21 protein-coding genes are annotated in these 16,770 nt (G+C 70.9%); 3 read left to right on the forward strand and 18 right to left on the reverse strand.

Translation table 11 applies throughout. The features are described 5' to 3' along the window. Positions 1 to 557: 557 nt before the first annotated feature. Positions 558 to 1,814, reverse strand: a complete 1,257-nt coding sequence (gene tyrS, locus QLQ12_RS33200) for a tyrosine--tRNA ligase (RefSeq protein WP_282764630.1) — start codon at positions 1,812 to 1,814, stop codon at positions 558 to 560. Between the two features lie 46 nt (positions 1,815 to 1,860). Here tyrS and QLQ12_RS33205 point away from each other — a divergent pair, with 46 nt between their 5' ends. Both QLQ12_RS33205 and QLQ12_RS33210 read left to right on the forward strand, forming a co-directional pair. Further along, a complete protein-coding gene (locus tag QLQ12_RS33205) occupies positions 1,861 to 2,643 on the forward strand; it encodes a polyphosphate kinase 2 family protein (protein WP_282764632.1) in 783 nt (260 codons plus the stop codon). Positions 2,644 to 2,695: 52 nt separating this feature from the next. Continuing rightward, the gene (locus QLQ12_RS33210; RefSeq protein WP_282764634.1) at positions 2,696 to 3,379 is read left to right on the forward strand and encodes a hypothetical protein; all 684 of its coding nucleotides are present in this window, start codon (positions 2,696 to 2,698) and stop codon (positions 3,377 to 3,379) included. Positions 3,380 to 3,429: 50 nt separating this feature from the next. Here the strand turns inward: QLQ12_RS33210 and ptsP are convergent, their stop codons facing one another. The 15 genes from ptsP to QLQ12_RS33285 all read right to left on the reverse strand — a co-directional run bounded on the left by ptsP (position 3,430) and on the right by QLQ12_RS33285 (position 15,047). Then, positions 3,430 to 5,076: a phosphoenolpyruvate--protein phosphotransferase gene (gene ptsP / locus QLQ12_RS33215; protein ID WP_282764636.1), complete on the reverse strand. Its 1,647-nt coding sequence runs from the start codon at positions 5,074 to 5,076 to the stop codon at positions 3,430 to 3,432. Continuing rightward, complete coding sequence (locus QLQ12_RS33220; RefSeq protein WP_282764638.1) at positions 5,069 to 5,344, reverse strand: HPr family phosphocarrier protein; 276 nt, start codon at positions 5,342 to 5,344, stop codon at positions 5,069 to 5,071. Before QLQ12_RS33220 ends, ptsP begins: the two co-directional genes overlap by 8 nt. Positions 5,345 to 5,372: 28 nt before the next feature. Beyond that, on the reverse strand, positions 5,373 to 6,413 hold the full coding sequence (locus QLQ12_RS33225) for a zinc-dependent dehydrogenase (protein ID WP_282764640.1): 1,041 nt from the start codon (positions 6,411 to 6,413) through the stop codon (positions 5,373 to 5,375). Then, positions 6,410 to 6,859 carry a PTS sugar transporter subunit IIA gene (locus QLQ12_RS33230; protein WP_282764642.1) on the reverse strand — a complete coding sequence of 150 codons (450 nt, stop codon included), beginning with the start codon at positions 6,857 to 6,859 and terminating at the stop codon, positions 6,410 to 6,412. The genes QLQ12_RS33225 and QLQ12_RS33230 overlap by 4 nt, the downstream gene beginning before the upstream one ends. Next, positions 6,852 to 7,160, reverse strand: a complete 309-nt coding sequence (locus QLQ12_RS33235) for a PTS sugar transporter subunit IIB (protein ID WP_282764644.1) — start codon at positions 7,158 to 7,160, stop codon at positions 6,852 to 6,854. The genes QLQ12_RS33230 and QLQ12_RS33235 overlap by 8 nt, the downstream gene beginning before the upstream one ends. A 15-nt stretch (positions 7,161 to 7,175) precedes the next feature. Continuing rightward, a complete protein-coding gene (gene mtlA / locus QLQ12_RS33240; protein WP_282764646.1) occupies positions 7,176 to 8,330 on the reverse strand; it encodes a PTS mannitol transporter subunit IICB in 1,155 nt (384 codons plus the stop codon). Between the two features lie 133 nt (positions 8,331 to 8,463). After that, complete coding sequence (gene pfkB, locus QLQ12_RS33245; RefSeq protein ID WP_282764823.1) at positions 8,464 to 9,402, reverse strand: 1-phosphofructokinase; 939 nt, start codon at positions 9,400 to 9,402, stop codon at positions 8,464 to 8,466. A 17-nt stretch (positions 9,403 to 9,419) separates the two neighbouring features. After that, complete coding sequence (locus tag QLQ12_RS33250; RefSeq protein ID WP_282764824.1) at positions 9,420 to 10,181, reverse strand: DeoR/GlpR family DNA-binding transcription regulator; 762 nt, start codon at positions 10,179 to 10,181, stop codon at positions 9,420 to 9,422. Positions 10,182 to 10,335: 154 nt separating this feature from the next. Continuing rightward, entirely contained in the window at positions 10,336 to 11,055 is a 720-nt protein-coding gene (locus QLQ12_RS33255; RefSeq protein ID WP_282764648.1) for an NUDIX hydrolase, read from the reverse strand. A gap of 79 nt (positions 11,056 to 11,134) precedes the next feature. Then, positions 11,135 to 11,794, reverse strand: a complete 660-nt coding sequence (locus QLQ12_RS33260) for an adenylate kinase family protein (RefSeq protein WP_282764650.1) — start codon at positions 11,792 to 11,794, stop codon at positions 11,135 to 11,137. 61 nt (positions 11,795 to 11,855) lie between these two features. Continuing rightward, positions 11,856 to 12,410 carry a hypothetical protein gene (locus tag QLQ12_RS33265; protein ID WP_282764653.1) on the reverse strand — a complete coding sequence of 185 codons (555 nt, stop codon included), beginning with the start codon at positions 12,408 to 12,410 and terminating at the stop codon, positions 11,856 to 11,858. A 44-nt stretch (positions 12,411 to 12,454) separates the two neighbouring features. Beyond that, on the reverse strand, positions 12,455 to 12,997 hold the full coding sequence (locus QLQ12_RS33270; protein ID WP_282764825.1) for a type II toxin-antitoxin system PemK/MazF family toxin: 543 nt from the start codon (positions 12,995 to 12,997) through the stop codon (positions 12,455 to 12,457). Positions 12,998 to 13,071: 74 nt separating this feature from the next. After that, positions 13,072 to 13,866, reverse strand: a complete 795-nt coding sequence (locus QLQ12_RS33275) for a CAP domain-containing protein (RefSeq protein ID WP_282764655.1) — start codon at positions 13,864 to 13,866, stop codon at positions 13,072 to 13,074. 109 nt (positions 13,867 to 13,975) lie between these two features. Next, a complete protein-coding gene (locus tag QLQ12_RS33280; protein WP_282764657.1) occupies positions 13,976 to 14,179 on the reverse strand; it encodes a DUF397 domain-containing protein in 204 nt (67 codons plus the stop codon). Further along, a complete protein-coding gene (locus QLQ12_RS33285) occupies positions 14,172 to 15,047 on the reverse strand; it encodes a helix-turn-helix domain-containing protein (RefSeq protein ID WP_282764658.1) in 876 nt (291 codons plus the stop codon). The genes QLQ12_RS33280 and QLQ12_RS33285 overlap by 8 nt, the downstream gene beginning before the upstream one ends. Before the next feature lie 178 nt (positions 15,048 to 15,225). Between QLQ12_RS33285 and QLQ12_RS33290 the strand changes: the two genes are divergently transcribed. Further along, positions 15,226 to 15,477 carry a hypothetical protein gene (locus tag QLQ12_RS33290; protein WP_282764660.1) on the forward strand — a complete coding sequence of 84 codons (252 nt, stop codon included), beginning with the start codon at positions 15,226 to 15,228 and terminating at the stop codon, positions 15,475 to 15,477. A 7-nt stretch (positions 15,478 to 15,484) separates the two neighbouring features. On the opposite strand, the gene QLQ12_RS33295 is transcribed toward QLQ12_RS33290, so the two are convergent. Continuing rightward, on the reverse strand, positions 15,485 to 16,351 hold the full coding sequence (locus tag QLQ12_RS33295; RefSeq protein ID WP_282764662.1) for a hypothetical protein: 867 nt from the start codon (positions 16,349 to 16,351) through the stop codon (positions 15,485 to 15,487). 87 nt (positions 16,352 to 16,438) lie between these two features. Continuing rightward, positions 16,439 to 16,714 (reverse strand): DoxX family protein, encoded by a 276-nt coding sequence (locus tag QLQ12_RS33300; RefSeq protein ID WP_282764664.1) that lies wholly within the window; start codon positions 16,712 to 16,714, stop codon positions 16,439 to 16,441. Between the last annotated feature and the right edge of the window lie 56 nt (positions 16,715 to 16,770).

Consider the following 16,770-nt stretch of genomic DNA (forward strand, 5'->3'; position numbering starts at 1 on the left):
AAAAATGTTGCCAAAGGAATCCCTAACCTGCCCACAGTATTACTACCGTTAAGACAAGCCGGGGTATTGCCATAATTGGCACTGGCTTATCAAGCACCCTGTTGAGTTCTCAAAGAACAACCGCACACCATCAAACCGTTCCGCATTCCGCGGCCCGTTCTCCGGGGCACTCGCTCTACTTTACCCGCCGTTTCCGCAGTGTCAAATCCGCGTTTCGCAACCGGATTCAGCAAAACAGAAACTGCACAGGCACCCCAAAATCCGCACGATGCTAGATCGTGTGATCTTGTAGGGTTTCCGTCAGGACGGCCGCTCCGAGCCCCGTGAGGGCCTCGGTCGCTCGCCCGTCTCCCTGGCGGCTTGGACAACACTACTCGGCCACCCCCGCAACACCAAATCGGGGTGCCGCGACGGCCGTCACATCGACGAATGCTCAGGTCAGAGCCGTATTCGCCGCCCATGAGCGCTCTGGGAAAGGGTTACAGACCCGCTAAAAACGGACCGTCCCGGCCCCGAGGAACGGGACCGGGACGCCAGGTTGACCCGGAAGGGTCGGGTCAGGGCAGCAGTTCCACGCCGGCGAAGGTGCGCTTGCCCCGCCGCAGGACGAGGAAGCGGCCGTGCAACAGGGCGGACGCCGGAACCACGGCCTCGCCGTCGGTGATGCGCTCGTTGTTCAGGTACGCCCCACCCTCGGTGATCGTGCGGCGGGCCTCGTTCGCCGAAGCCACCAGACCCGCGTCCTTCAGCAGCGCTCCCACGGGCGGAAGCTCACCCCGTACCGAGAGAAGGCCCGCCTCGGCCAGAGCGGCGCGCAACGTGTCGGCGGACAGTTCGTCGAGCGAGCCTCGCCCGAAGAGGGCCTGACTCGCGGCGACCGCCTGGCGGGCCTCCTCCTCGCCGTGCACCAGCGTGGTGAGCTCCTCGGCGAGTGCCCGCTGCGCGAGCCGGGCCTGCGGCCGCTCGGCGGTCGCCTTCTCCAGCTCTTCCAGTTCCTCGCGGGATTTGAAGCTGAAGTAGCGCAGGTACTGGGAGACGTCGCGGTCGTCGCTGTTGATCCAGAACTGGTAGAAGGAGTACGGCGTGGTCATGCTGGGGTCGAGCCAGACGGCGCCGCCCTCGGTCTTGCCGAACTTGGTGCCGTCGGCCTTGAGGACCAGCGGGGTGACGAAGGCCTGCACCGGACCGGCGCCGCGACGCCGGACGAAGTCGACGCCCGCGGTGATGTTGCCCCACTGGTCGGAGCCGCCGAACTGGAGCGCGCAGCCGTGCTGGACGTGCAGCTGGTAGAAGTCGTGGGACTGCAGGAGCTGGTAACTGAACTCGGTGAAGCTGATCCCGCTCTCCAGCCGGTTGCGCACCACGTCGCGGGCCAGCATCTTGTTGACCGGGAAGTGCTTGCCGACGTCGCGGAGGAAGTCGACCACCGACATCGGGCCGGTCCAGTCGAGGTTGTTGACCAGCGTGGCGGCGTTGTCACCGTCGTAGGTGACGAACGGGGAGAGCTGGGTGCGGATGCGCTGGACCCAGCCCTCGACCACCTCGGGCGGGTTGAGACTGCGCTCGCTGGACTCGCGCGGGTCGCCGATCTGGCCGGTCGCGCCGCCGACGAGCAGCAGCGGACGGTGGCCGGCGAGCTGGAGGCGGCGGGCGGTGCAGACCTGCATGAGGTGACCGACGTGCAGCGAGGCGGCGGTGGGGTCGAAACCCACATAGAACGTGAGCGCGCCACCGTCGAGCTTCTTGCGGAGCTCGTCGGGGTCGGTCGAGTCCTGGATGAGTCCGCGCCACAACAGGTCGTCTACGAGAGTCACGCCTCAGATTCTCCCGCACTGCCTCGTATAGAGCGATGCTGGGTGGATGGGCCATCTTGGTAGCGCGAATCCCCCGATCGAGATCTCGAAGAAGAAGGCCGAACAACGGCTGGAGGCGGCGCAGCAACGACTGCTGCGGTTGCGGCTGATCCTGGGCGGTCAGATCGGGGAGAAGCAGATCGGCCCACCGCTGTGCGTGGTCTTCGAGGGGTGGGACGCGTCCGGGAAAGGCGGAGCCATCAAGCGGCTGGTGGGGCCGCTGGACCCGAGGCACGTCCGGGTGTCGCAGTTCGCCGCTCCCACCTATGACGAGAAGCGGCACCACTTCCTGCAGCGGTTCTGGAAGGTGCTGCCGGGCTGGGGCGGGATGACGGTGCTGGACCGGTCCTGGTACGGCCGTGTGCTGGTGGAGCGGGTCGAGGGTTTCGCGACGCCCGCGCAGTGGAAGCGGGCGTACGAGGAGATCGCCGAGTTCGAGCGCACGCTGACCGCCGAGGGCATGATCCTGGTGAAGTTCTGGATGCACGTGTCCAGCGACGAACAGCTCAGGCGGTTCGAGAGCCGGCGGGACGATCCGTTGCGGTCATGGAAGCTGACCGACGAGGACTGGCGGAACAGGGAGAAGCGGGCCGACTACGAGGCCGCGGTCGAGGACATGATCGACCGGACGGACCGGCCGAAGGCTCGCTGGCACGTCGTGCCGGGGGACGACAAGGCGTACGCCCGGCTCGCGGTGGTCGAGCGGGTCTGTCACGTGCTGGAGAAGAAGATGGAGAAGCGTGGCTACGACCTGGCGGCGGCCGACCAGGTGGGCGTCTCCGGAGACTGACCCTCGGGCGTTTTGACGGGTTTTAGGGGATTACGCCCGATACGGTATCAGCATGACCATGAGCAGGAAGTCACTTTTCCGCGGGACGCGCGGCGTCGCCCTGCTGGTCGGTCTCGCCGGGTTCGCGGTGAGCACCGCCTGGCCGGCCGGAGCGGCACTGGCCTCCGATCCCGCCGACAAGGCCGCCACGCAGGTGGCCTCGGCCGCCGCCCAGGCAGCCCCGGCCCTCGCCACCGGGCAAGCGGTCACCACCGCGCCCGCGCCGGACGGCGGACAGGCGCCCGCCACCGGACCGGCGCCCGCCGGCGCCGCACCAGCCTCCGGGCCGGCGCTCGCCAACGGACCGGGGCTCGCCGAACCGGTGGCCACGGGGCAGATCGCGCCGCACGGGTACCAGGCCGTCGCGGTCTCCGTCGAACGGACCCGCGGCAGACACCACCAGTCGGTCTTCCAGGTGTCGGGCGGCGCGAAGCCGGCCGCCGCGGTGCTGCGCCTGGCCTCCAGCCCGGCGTTCCGGTCGCTGCGCCCGCACTACATGCCCCCGAGCAAGTCCGGCCGCTACCGGTACGAGGTGACGGTGCACTACCGCAACGGCAAGGCCAAGCGGGTCGTCACCTACTCGAACACACCGAGCGCACCGAAGGTGCTCCTCGACGTGATCCGGGGGGTGGAGACGATGCCGACGCCGTCGTTCCCGCCCGGATTCCCGTTCACCGGCGGGCTGCCCTTCAGCTGACGATGTGAGGCTGACGATGTGAGGGAGGCCTCCACGAAGGAAGGCCTCCCTCACCGCACCGACTTGCGGGCCTCCGCCGCGTCCGGAGCGGCCACCGCCAGCTCCGCCAGCCGCCGGCAGTCGGCCCCGGTGTGCGCGGCCAGTGACGCCCGAACCGCCGGGATCGCCCGCGGCGACATGGACAGGCTGGTCACACCGAGCCCGACCAGCACCGGGGCGAGCGCCGGATCGGCCGCCGCCTCGCCGCACACCCCGACCGGCTTGCCCGCGGCCCGGCCCGCCTCCCCGCACACGCCGATGAGCTGGAGCAGCGCCGGCTGCCACGGATCGAGCAGGTCGGCCAGGTCCCCGCACATCCGGTCGGCGGCGAAGGTGTACTGGCTCAGGTCGTTCGTGCCGATGCTGAGGAAGTCGACGACCCGCAACAGGTCGGCGGCGCGCAGGGCGGCCGCCGGCACCTCGATCATCACCCCGGCCCTCGGCAGGCCGGCGTCGTGCACCGCCGCCGCGAACTCGGCCGCCTCCGCCGGCGTGGACACCATCGGGGCCATCACCCAGACGTCGGCGCCGGTCAGCGAACGGGCCTCGGCGATCGCGGCGAGCTGCGTGGTGAGGACGGCCGGGCGCTGCCGCGCCACACGCAGGCCGCGAACCCCCAGCGCCGGATTGGGCTCACCGTCCTGGTTCAGGAACGGCAGCGGCTTGTCGGCGCCGGCATCGAGGGTACGGATGACGACCCGGCGCCCGGCCATCGCCGCGAACACCTCGCGGTACGCGGTGACCTGCTCGTCGTGTGCCGGCTCCCGCGCGCGGTCGAGGAACAGCAGCTCGGTGCGGAACAGTCCGATCCCCTCCGCGTGCGCCTCGTCGGCGGCGCGGACGTTCTTGACGGAGCCGACGTTGGCGAGGAGCTTCACCTCGTACCCGTCGGAGGTGCGCCCCGGGCCCGTGAGAGCGGGAGCCGCGGCGGCCACCCGTGCCGCGCTCGTCGCCGCGGCCTTCGCCCCGGCCTCGTCGACGCCGGTCTCCACCCGCCCGGAAGCGCCGTCGAGCAGCACGAACGTGCCGTCCGGCACGGCCAGCACGCCGGGGCAGGCGACGACGGCGGGCAGGCCGAGCGCGCGGGCCAGGATGGCGGTGTGGCTGGTCGGCCCGCCCGCCTCGGTGACCAGGCCGATCACCTGCCCGGGATCGAGGTCGGCGGTGTCCGCGGGGGCGAGGTCGCGGGCGGCGAGGATGTAGGGGTGGCCGGGCGCGGGCACGCCCGGCATCGGCAGGCCGAGCAGGACCGCCACCGCGCGGTCGCGGAGATCGTCGAGGTCGGCGACCCGTTCGGCGAGATAGCCGCCGGCTGCGGCGAAGACCTCCCGGAAGGCGGCGAACGCGCCGTCGATCGCGTGCGGAGCGTCGTGGCCGGCCTCGACCTGCTCGCGTACGCCTTCGCGCAGCTCCTCGTCGTCGGCCATCAGCGCCTCGGCCCGCAGCACCTCGGCCACCGTGTCGTCGGAGGCCCGGTCGGCGCGCCTGCCGAGTTCGGCGACCACCTCGGCGAGGGCGGCCTCGGCCCGGGTGATCTCGGCCTCGGCATCGGTGACCGGGAGCGGGGCCGGCAGCGCCGGGGCCGCGGCGATCCGCAGCAGCGGACCGGCGGCGATCCCGGCGGACACCCCGATCCCGGTGAGGAGGGCCTCAGACATGGTCGGCGTCCAGGTCCTTCGACAGCAGCTCGGCCAGGCTGTCCAGAATCTCGTCGGCGCCGTCCCCCTCGGCCTCCAGGATCACCTCGGTGCCCTGTCTGGCGCCTAGGGCGAGCACCGACAGCATGCTCTTAGCCGGGACCGGCTTGCGATCGCCGGACCGGATGGTGACCTTGACCGGGGCCTTGGCCGCGGCCTCCACGAAGATCTTGGCGGGGCGGGCGTGCAGGCCGCTGGCGGAACCGACGGTCACCGTGCGCGTGGGCATGGCTCTTCTCCTTCCGGGGGTGCGGCTCTTACGGCTCGATCGTGACCTTGATGGCCTCGCCGCGGGCGACGATGCCGAAGGCGTCGATGGCGCTCTCCAACGACAGGCGGTGGGTGATCAGGTCGGCGACCGGCACCGCGCCGGAGGCGACCAGTTGCAGCGCCTCCGCGTTGTGCGCCGGGCTCGACCCGTTGGCGCCGATGATCATCAGCTCGCGGTAGTGCACCAGGTTCGAGTCGCAGGTGATCGTCGGGTCGTCCTTGGGCAGGCCGCCGAAGAAGCTGATCCGGCCCTGCCGGGCGGCCATCTCGATCGCCTGTTCCTGGGCCTTCCCGGAGGCCGCCGCGGTGATGATGACGTCGGCGCCACGGCCGTCGGTGAGCTTGAGGATCTCCTCCACCGGGTCGGCCTCGGCGGCGCAGATCGCCGCGTCCGGCCGGACCAGGTTCGCGGCCATGTCCAGGCGCTCCCGGTTCAGCTCCACCAGGAAGACGCGGGCGGCGCCCCGGGCCCGGGCCAGCCGCACGTGCAGGCAGCCGATCGGGCCGGAGCCGATCACCACGACGTCGTCGCCCTCGCCGACGCGGGCCAGGTTCTGCGCGTTGAGGGCGCAGGCCAGCGGCTCGGCCACCGACGCCTCGGCGAACGAGACGCCCTCCGGGATCCGGTTCAGGCCATCGACGGCCAGGACCTTCTCGGGTACGACCATGAACTGCGCGAAGCCGCCCTCGAAGTGGTAGCCCATCGACTCCTGGTGGGGACAGACGGTCATCCGGCCCCGCTCGCAGTCGGCGCACCGGCCACAGGGGATCGCCGCGATCACCTGCACACGGTCACCGGCCGACCAGCCGTCGACGCCCTCTCCCACCTCGACGATCTCGCCGGCGATCTCGTGACCCATCACCCGGGGTGGGTGGATGTGGTGGTGGCCGAACTTGGAGATCTTCACGTCGGTGCCGCAGGTGGAGCAGTTCCGTACCCGGATCTTCACCTCGCCGGGGCCCGCCTGGGGCTCCGGGGCGTCCTCGAAGCGGACGTCACCGGGGGCGTGGAATCGAACGACCTTCATTGCTTCGTTTCCTCCTGGATGCTCCCGAGCAGCCGGATCACGGTCTCGGGTTCGGTGGCCTCGCGCAGTTCACGGGCCTGGTCTTCGTCGAGCAGGACCTCGGCGAGAGCGGCGAGCAGTTCGACGTGCCCGTCCCCCCGAGCGGCGATGGCCACGCAGACGGTGACCGGTTCGCCGTCCCAGTCGACGCCCTCCGGGAAGCGCAGCACCGCGAGGGCGTCGCGCTTGACCAGGTCCTTGCCTGCGAGGGTGCCGTGCGGGATGGCGACCTGTTCGCCGACATAGGTGGAGATCGACTGCTCGCGAGCCAGCATCGTGGTGATGTAGCCCGGTTCGGCGGCGCCGATGTCGACCAGTGCCTGACCGCACCGGCGGATCGCGTCGTCGCGGTCGTCGGCCTTCTCCGTGAGCCGGATCGCCCGCGGGTCGAGCAACTGCTCAGACATTGAGGTCGGTGCCCTGCTGGATGGCCTTGACCACGCGGGTCACGGCCGGGTCGCCGAGGAAGACCTGGAACGGCACGATCGGCTTGTCCGGCGCCACCGAGCGGGCCCGGGCTGCCAGGCCGCTGTGGCAGACCACCACGTCGGCGTCGGCCGGGATGGAGTTCACCGGGGTGTGCTCCACGGTGACGCCGGTCTTTCCGAGCTGCTTGCGCAGGGTGCTGGCGAGCATCACGCTGCTGCCCATGCCCGCGTCGCAGGCGACGACGAGTTTGCGGATGTCCTTGCCGTTGATGGTTGCCATCGGTCAGGCCCCTTTCTAGGCGTTTTCCTTGCGGCTGCCGGCCGCCGGCTCGTTCTCGTCGGAGGCGCGCTGCTCCGGGATCGCGGCAGCGCCGGCGTCCTCGTCCGCCGGCTCCTGGTCGGACTTCAGCTTGCCGAAGCCGAGCAGCAGCGACGCGACGCCGAAGGTGACGGCGGCGGCGATGATCACGCCGAGGAACATGCCGACGTGGCTGCCCTTCGCGGTGACCGCGGCGAAGGCGAAGATGCTGCCCGGCGCCGGGGAGGCGACGGTGCCCGCGCCGGTGACCATGAAGGTGGCGACGCCGGCCATGCCACCGGCGATCATGGCGAGGATCAGGCGGGGCTTCATCAGCACGTACGGGAAGTAGATCTCGTGGATGCCGCCGAAGAAGTGGATGATCATCGCGGCCGGGGTGGTCGGGCGCAGCGACTTCGGGCCGAAGAACAGGAACGCGGCGAGCAGGCCGAGACCGGGGCCGGGGTTCGACTCGATCATGAACAGGATCGACTTGCCGTTCTCCGCGACCTGCTGCACGCCGAGCGGGCTGAACACGCCGTGGTTGATGGCGTTGTTCAGGAAGAGCACCTTGGCGGGCTCCACCAGCACCGACACCAGCGGCATCAGGCTGTGGTCGAGCAGCCAGTCGACGCCGTTGCCGGCGGCCTTGGTGAGCGCGTTGACGACCGGGCCGATCGCGAGCTTGCCGAGGATCGCGAAGCCGGCGCCGACGATGCCGGCCGAGAAGTTGTCCACCAGCATCTCGAAGCCGGGCCTGATCCGGCCCTCGACGGCGTTGTCGAACAGCTTCAGGACGTAGGCGGTGAGCGGCGCGATGATCATGGCGCCGAGGAACATCGGCACGTCCGCGCCGACGATGACACCCATGGTGGCGGTGGCGCCGACGACCGCGCCCCGCTGGCCGTGCACCATCCGGCCACCGGTGTAGCCGATCAGGACCGGGAGCAGGTACTTGATCATCGGGTCGACCAGCGCGGCCAGGTTCTCGTTCGGCACCCAGCCGACCGGGATGAACAGGGCGGTGATCAGACCCCAGGCGATGATCGCCCCGATGTTGGGCATCACCATCCCGGCGAGGTAGCCGCCGAGCTTCTGGACCCGGGCTCCGAAGCCGGCTCCGGTGACCTCGGGGGTGAACGAAGAGGCCATGAGGGATCTCCATTTCAGACGGAGAATTCGGGGTATTCGGGGCATTCTGGGCGATCAGATGGCGCGCTCGGCCGGCTCTCACCGCTGTGTCCGGCTGCCGGAGACAGCGGTGAGAGCTGGCCGGACCTCGCTGTCAGGGGTGGAGCCGGCGGGACGGGTCGGGGTCGGGGGTGACGCTCACGTGCGTACGGTCGAGATCGGCAGGAGTCGGCATGCGGCTGCCCGGCAGGCTGACCGCGGCCGCGCCCCACGCCAGGCCCTCGGTGAGTGCGGCGGAGCCGCGCGCGCCGCCCGCGAGAAATCCGGCGAGCAGGGCGTCACCGGCACCGACCGTGCTGCGCGGCACCGGCACCGGGGAGACTCCGCAGAGGACGCCGTCGGCGTCGACCAGAACGGCGCCGTCGGCGCCGAGGCTGGCCAGGACCGCGCCGGCGCCCGCGGCGCGGAGCCGTTCGCAGGCCTCGATCACGTCGCCGAGGGTGGCCGGTTCGGCGCCGACCGCCTCGGCCAGCTCCTCGCGGTTCGGCTTGACCAGGGCCGCGCCCGCCGCGACACCGGCGAGCAGGGCCGGGCCACTGCTGTCGACCGCGAGCCGGCTGCCCGCGGCGACCAGCCGTTCACACAGGTCGGCGAAGGCGGCGATACTCGGGCCGGGCGGCAGGCTGCCGCAGATCACCACCCAGTCGGCGGCGCTCGCGACTGCCAGCACCGCATCGCTGACCTGGGCGAACTCGGCGTCGGAAACGACCGGTCCGGCTTCGTTGATCTTCGTGACGGTGCCGTCCGGCTCGGCCAGGGTGATGTTGGAGCGGGTCCGCCCGGCGATCGGCACGGCCAGCATGTCGACACCCTCACCTTTGAGCAGGTCGACGAGCTGGTCCCCCTCGGCGCCGCCGGTCGGGACGACGGCCGTGGACCGCAGCCCGTTGGCGAGCAGCGCCCGTGAGACGTTGACGCCCTTGCCGCCCGGATCGATGTGCGAGTCGCCGGCCCGCAGCACCTCGCCGCGGACCAGTGCGTCGACCTCGAGGGCCCGGTCGACGCTGGGGTTGAGAGTGACGGTGAGGATCATGCCGGTATCGGTGGCCGTCATGCGCGGACCACCCGGATGCCGGTGGCCTCGACCTCAGCGGCGAGATCGTGGTCCAGGCCGTTGTCGGTGATCAGCAGATCGAGATCGGTCAGAGCGCCGAACTTGGCCAGGTAGTCATTGCCGATCTTGGTGTGATCGGCGAGCAGCACCACCCGGCGGGCCGCGGCGATCATCGCCCGCTTGACCGCCGCCTCGGCCGGGTCGGGTGTGGTCATGCCCCGTTCGACGGTGCATCCGTTCGCGCCCATGAAGGCGACGTCGACATACATGTCGGCGAGCGGCCGCAGCGCCCAGTCGTCCACGGTGGCCAGGGTCTTCCCGCGCACCCGGCCGCCGAGCAGCAGCACGGTTAGGTTGGGCTTGAGGCCGAGCGCGGCCGCCAGCACCGGCGAGTTCACCACCACGGTGAGTTCCCGGTCGGCCGGCAGCAACTGGGCGAGCCGGGCCGTCGTGGTTCCGGCGTCGAGGATGATCGCCCCGTCCTGCGGGACCTCGGCGAGCGCGGCCTTGGCGATCCGCTCCTTCTCGCTGATCAGGACCGCGTCCCGGGCGGCCAGGGCGGGCTCGAAGCCGAGCCGCTCGACCGGGATGGCCCCGCCGTGCACCCGGCGCAGCACGCCGGACCGCTCCAGCACGGTGAGGTCGCGACGGATCGTCTCGGCCGTCACCCCGAAGGTCTCGGCCAGCGCGACGACGTCGACCCGGCCCTCGGCACGGGCCCGCCGGACTATCTCCTGCTGGCGTTCCTCCGCGTACATCCCCACCCACCCGACTCGTTTTGGCTTTGTCTTTGTTTACGCCCGGTTCTGCCCGAGCGCAATATGTCGAGGAGATTTCAGTCTCCTAAACTCGCAGCTAAATACAGGTCAAACCACCATCTAACCGGAGAGTCCGGTTGTGTTGGTTTGCCTTTCAGGCGAGGTGACGCTCGACCGAGACGATCCGCTCCGGCGTGCCGTGCAGCACCAGCAGACCGCCCTCCGGGATCGTCGCGTCCACCGGGAACGGCGCCAGACGGCGAGACAGTTCCTGAATGGCGCCGAGTTCCGCGCAGACCGCCGCCGGACGGCCGGTCGCGAACGACTCCTCGGCGATGCGCAGCGCGCGCTCCGGATCGTCACCCGCCCGCAGATCGCCGGCCCCGTACGCGGAAAGGATCGACCCTGCCGGAACCCGCGCGGGGCGCATCAGGATCACACTGCTCGTGCTCACCCGCACCCGATTCTGCAACTCGTGAAGAATCCGCACGTCGTCCGGGCGGCTCAAGGCGTCGGCGGCCCGCTGCGGCGACAGCCAGAACAGGTCGTCCAACTCGTCGGACGCGGTGAAATCGCAGGTCGCGGCCGGGTCCACCTCGGCCGCGAAATAGTCGACGTGCTCTGGCCAACCCTGTTTCAGATAGTCGGTGCCACCGAGCCACGGCCCGAGCCGCACGGACAGGCCCACCTTCTCGGAGACCACCCGGACCGCCGCCGCCACCATGTGCTCCCCCGGCTTCGTCCGCCCGTGCGGGAAGCACCACTCGCCGTGCGGCCGGTGCACGACGACGATCTCCCGGGCGTTTCCCGCACCACGCCACAGGACGGCACCGGCTGCCGTGACGGGCGCGGAAAACGACGGTCCGTAGTTCACTGCCTCACATTAGGCCCGTGACCGGCCGCAACGTACTGCCCCGTTAGTGGGACGAGAGGTCACCGCGCCGCGTAACCGGTCAGGCGGCATCCGCGCCACCGTGCGGGGGCAGGCCGAGGGTCTTGCGGATGGCCGCCTGCACCTCGTCGACGCCCCGCCGGCCGTCCACATCGTGCACGACCTCCTTGCGCCGGAACAGCTCCAGCACCGGGCGGGTCTTCTCGTGGTAGTCGCGCAGCCGGGACTCCAGCGCCTCCGGGGTGTCGTCGGCCCTGGTGATCAGCTGATGGCCGCAGATGTCGCAGCAGCCCTCGACCTCCGGGCGGTCGGCGATCAGGTTGTAGTCCATGCCGCAGTTCGGGCAGAGCCGGCGGCTGAGCACCCGGCGGCGCACCTCGTCGTCGGTGAGCTCCAGGTTGATCACGGCGTCGATGTCGTAGGTCTCCATGAAGAACTCGGCCTGCCGGCCGTTGCGTGGGAAGCCGTCGACGATGAAGCCGTAGTTCCAGTCGTGGATGCCCAGACGGCGGCGAACCACCTCCTCGACCAGGTCGTCGTCGACCAGCTCACCGGCCGCCATGATCCGCTTGACCTGGGCGCCGATCTTGGTGTGCTGGCGCACGTGCCAGCGGAAGATGTCGCCGACACTGATGTGCACCAGGTCCAGGTCCTCGCGCAGCATCTTGGCCTGGGTGCCCTTGCCGCTGCCCTGAACGCCCATGATCACGTACTTGCGCATGTGGCTCTCTCCCGAAAGCTCAGTCCGCGACGCCCCGGCGCAGCGAACCCGGTCAACGTGGTCAGTCCGCGGCGCCCAGGCGCAGCGGGCCGGGCGCGCGCCCGGACAACGTGGTCGGATCGATGCTCCAGGCGCCGGCCACCCGGAACACGTCCCGCTCGGCGACCAGCACGGACGCCTCCGGGTCGAGGTCCTCGGGCAGTCCGGCGTCGCGCTCGGCCTCGTCCGGCGTGCCGAACCAGGACGTGACCTCACCGGTCTGACCGACATAGCCGAAGGCGCGCAGAAGATCACCGGCGTCGGCGCGCTGCCACCGGTGCAGCTCGGTGACCCGGTGGGTGGCGAAGTACTGCACCTCGGCGCCGAGGGCCGCGGAGAGGGCGACGACGTCCGGCCCGGGATTCATCAGCCGCCGGCCGACCGCGAGCACCCAGGTGCCACGGGCGCCGGGCAGGGGTGGGGTGATCGCGACCCGGTCGTCGGTGAGATGGGCCAGGTCCATCCCGTCGCGCCAGGGCGCCGTGCCGAGGTCACGCAGGCCCAGTGCTTTCAGTACCGCTTCCGGCTCGCCTCCGGCAATGGCAAGCCAAGCCTGCTTGCCTCCGAAACCGGTCATGACGTCAACCATGGCGCCAACGCTATCCGGCGGGGCCGTGCGGCTCACGGCCAGCCGTAGTTACGGCGCAGAATCGCCGCGATCCGGTCGAAACGGGGCCGGTCCAGGACCGCGCCCTCACGCCGGATGCCGTCCTCGTCGACTTCCAGGACCCGGTCGAGGCGCACCCAGCTCGGACGCGCCGAGTCGTCCCAGCCTCCCGGGCCGAGCGCCAGCCAGTGGCGCTGGCCGTCGCGCTCGCTCTGGCTGGAGAGCATCAGGCCCAGGAGGGTACGGGCGTCGCGCCCCACCACCAGCACGGGCCGGTCCTTGCCCTGGGCCGGGTCGTCCTCGTAGGGCACCCAGGTCCAGACGATCTCGCCGGGGTCGGCGTCACCGTCCAGGTTGGGCGAGTAGGCGAGCTGCCGGCCCTGTTTCGGAACCGGCACCGACCTCGACGGCTTCGGCGGGGCCGCCTGCCGGGGCGGGGTGGCCGGTCTAGGGGCGGCCGGCCGTGGGCCTGCCGGTCGGGGGGCGGCCCGCGGCCGCGCCGGCGCGGGCTGACGCTCCGGCGCTCCCGCGAGCCGCCGGAAGAAGGCTTTCAGCATTTCGAGCACGGCGCCACCTTACGGGCGGCGGCGGCCGGCCGCACGGGAGCAAGATCCGGCCGGCGGGGTTCCGGTCAGCCGACGAAGTCCTGGGTCATCCAGGTGACGCCCTTGGCGTCGCGGACGATGCTCAGCCCGATCCGGGTGAACGATTTGTTCAGCAGGTTCTTGCGGTGGCCGTCGTTCGGCGGCACCTCGGCCAGCATCGAGTCGGTCAGCCCGTTCGCGGCCTTGACCATGGCGGAGTCGCTGCTGCCGCTGGAGCCGTAGCCGATGTTCTCGCCGGCGGTGCCCCACTTGACGTTCTGGGCACTGAACCGCTCGCCGAGCCCGGCCTCGCCGGGGCACTGGTGCGACAGCCCGCAGCCGTCGATCATCAGCTGGGTGTGCACGGCGGCGGCCTTGGAGAGGTTGGTGTCCAGGGTGAGCGCCTTGAGACCGTCAGCCACCCGGGCCGCGTTGATGTGCGCGAGCACCTGCTCGGCGACCGTCCCGGACGTCACCGGAGCACTCCCCCGTACGGCCGCGGCGCCGGCCTTCTTGGCCGCGGCCGGACTCGCGGTCGTCTTCACCGGAACCTTCGGGGAGGCGGACCTGGAACTCGCCGACGCTGAGGGGGACGCCGCGGCACTGGGCGGCTGAGCCGGCTCGGAAGCCGTCCCGGTGGCCGCGGGGCTGGACAACAGGTCACCCTCGCTCGGGGCGGCGGAGGTCCCGGCCGCGGCGAGCGGGGCGTTCACGGAGGTGGCGCCGGGGGACTCGGTGTCGCCTCGGGCCATTCCGGCGGCCAGGAATCCAGCGCCGATCACGACGGCCGTCGACCCCGCTGCCAGGGAGTAACGGAATCGGGCAGCGGCGGAGAGCGGCACGGATGTTCACCTCAGCGAGTAGGGGCAGGAAAGATCCCCATCACTATGGGCGAGCGGCACGGCGGCGACAGCCTCGGAAAGGATTCCTTAAGGACAGGCTCACCGAGTCCTAAAGGTCGAACTCGCCGGCCCGCACTCCGGCCAGGAAGACGCCCCACTCCTCGCGGGTGAACACGAGGGTGGCGCCGCCGGGGTCCTTGGTGTCACGGATGGCGACGATGCCGGGAAGATTGCCGGCGACCTCGACACAGTCGCCCCCGTTGCCGCCGCTGCGAGTGCTCTTGTGCCAGACGGCACCCGTGAGATCAGCCATCGCTCTCCTCGATGATCGTACGGATGAGATCGTCGGAATCGGCCTGGTTCAAGGCGTTCACTTCGAGTTCGCCCCAGATCGACTCGTACGTCTCCACCTCCGCGAGCTTATCCAGGTAGAGCGCCCCGGTGAGGCTCTCGCAATAGATGGTGGTCGGTTCCGGCGAGGCGGTGCCGACGGCCGGGAACTCGAGGACGGTGAACTGCCCGGAGCCGACCGCCTTGTGCGGGCCGGCCGCGAACGGGATCACGCGCACCCCGACGTTCGGCCGGGTCGACACGTTGACCAGATGGGCCAGTTGCTTCTGCATGCCGAGGGTGTCTGGGATGGCCCGGCGCAGCACGCCCTCATCGACGATCACGTCGAGCCGGGGCGCCTCGGGCAGCCGCCGGCTGAGCAGCGACTGCCGTTCCAGCCGGACGGCCACGGCGTTGGCGACGGCCTCGGCGTCGTCGCCGTGCCAGCCACGGAAGACGGCCTCGGCGTACTCCCTGGTCTGTAGTAGACCGGGGATCACGCTGGGGGCGAACGAGCGCAGCCGGGACGCCGCCTGCTCCATGCCGACATAGAGCTCGAACCAGGCCGGGACCACGTCGCCGTACGCGTGCCACCAGCCTTTGGCCTTGGACTCGGCGGCCAGCCCGATCAGCACCTCGGTCATGTGGGCCGGGGCCGTGTAGACCCCGCACATGGCGATCACGTCGTGCTTGCGGACCGGGACCTCGCCGTTCTCGATCCGGTACATGCGGGCGCGGGAGAACTCCAGCTCGCTCGCGGCCGCCATCAGGGAGATGCCGGCCTGCTCGCGTAACTGACGCAGCAACCGGCCGACCTGCCGCCTCGGCACGGTCGAGCCCGTCTCGTTCATGTCCTCGGTCTCCCGGTGTCCGCCAGCTGTCCGGTTGTATCGAACGAGACGATCCTGATGTCTCGTACGAGACGGCGGGAATCCATTTCCGGGATTCTCGCCGGTCCGGCTTGAGCCCGAGCCTAAGGCACGCGAGTCTCCATCGTGTAGTCGCCGAATCGCTCTTGGTGAGGGTGGAATGCTGGTACCGCGGACCGAACACGTCGGTGAGCGCCCGTCCTGGGACTGCCGGGTCTGCGGCCGGCCGTGGCCGTGCGCCACCGCGAAGGTCGAGCTGGCCGAGCAGTACCAGACGTTTCCGCACGGCCTCGCGGTCTATCTCGGCTCGTGCATGCTGGAGGCGATCGACGACTGGCACGGAGGCAACGGCGGCCCGCCCGCCGACCTCTACGACCGGTTCCTGGGCTGGGCCGACAGCGGCGCCACCTGAGGAGGACTCAGCCCTCGACGCTCTCGCGCAGCAGGTCGAGCAACTGCCGGTCCTTCACCGCACTGTGGAGCTGGTTCCCGGCGCTGCTCAGGATCACGAACGGGCAGGCCCGGTCGGCGCCGGTAAGGTCCTTCTCGGCCACCTTGCGGTGGGTGGCCACCTCGTAGACGGTCATCCGGTACCTGCCCTCCACCAGCGGCAGCGTCTTCGAGCCGGACGCGCAGTCCCGGATCGGCTTGCCCGCGCCGATCACGTCCAGGCAGACCACGAGCCGTGCCTGCGCGGGCTCGGGCGCCCACGTTCGGCGTTGCGCGGCCGGTCCGGAGAACGCCGCCTGGTTCAGCGTGCGCACCGTGCGGTACTCGGCCTCGGGGGCGGCCCGCTCGCTGATCACCACCGGGTTCGGCCCCTCGCCGCGGAACTTCGGCGCGGACGGGTAGAACCAGTCCTCGCAGACCCGGTGCAGGTCCTCCTCCCCGCGCACACCGTGGCCGGCGGCCCGCGGACCAGCCGCGACGCCGCCCTCGGTGGCGCTCGCCGAGGGCTTGCGCGGCGGCAGCGGCGGGGACGCCGCCGGCGAGGTGCCGCCGATGTTGACGAACAGATACGCCGCGGTCCCGAAGAACCCCAGGACGGCGACCGCGACCACCGCCGAGATCACCAGGGCCCGGCGCCGCGGGGCCGCCTCGTTCTCCGCGGTACGGCCGGAGCCCGCCCCGCCGTCGCGGCGACCGTCCGGCCCGGCCGGGACGGCGTCGAACTCGCCCAGTTCGAGGCCGCCGAGCGCGACGAGCCGCGCGCCGAGCCCGCCCACCTCACCGTCGTCGCCCGGTGCGCCCGCTGGACCGCCCGGCGTTTCCCCTGCATGCCGCATGATTCGCTCCCCGCCCCGCTCCCGAGGCGACGAACTATATCGATATGATCAGCGATCCGCACCGGCGGCGCACGGGCGCCTCGTGGATCAGAAGGCGTACGGGCCGAACCGGCCCCAGGCGACCACCACGGTCAGGATCAGCAGCACCACGCTCGGCGCCATCGCCATCGCCTGCGTCTCGCCGCGGCGGGCGTGCACGACCGCGGCGCCGATCATGGCGAGGGCCAGGCCGGTGGCGGCCAGCGGCACCAGCACCGGGGCGACGCCGGTCACCGCGGGCAGGATGAGGCCGATCGCACCCAGCGCCTCCGCGGCGCCGATCGCCTTCACCGCACCGGCGCTGAAGTCCTCGGTCCAGGTCATGCCGGCGGCGGCCAGCTATCTGAGCCACGCTGGCTGACCAGCGAAGAGCGTGCCAC

This window comes from Actinoplanes sandaracinus (genome assembly GCF_030009775.1).
Lineage (GTDB): Bacteria > Actinomycetota > Actinomycetes > Mycobacteriales > Micromonosporaceae > Actinoplanes > Actinoplanes sandaracinus.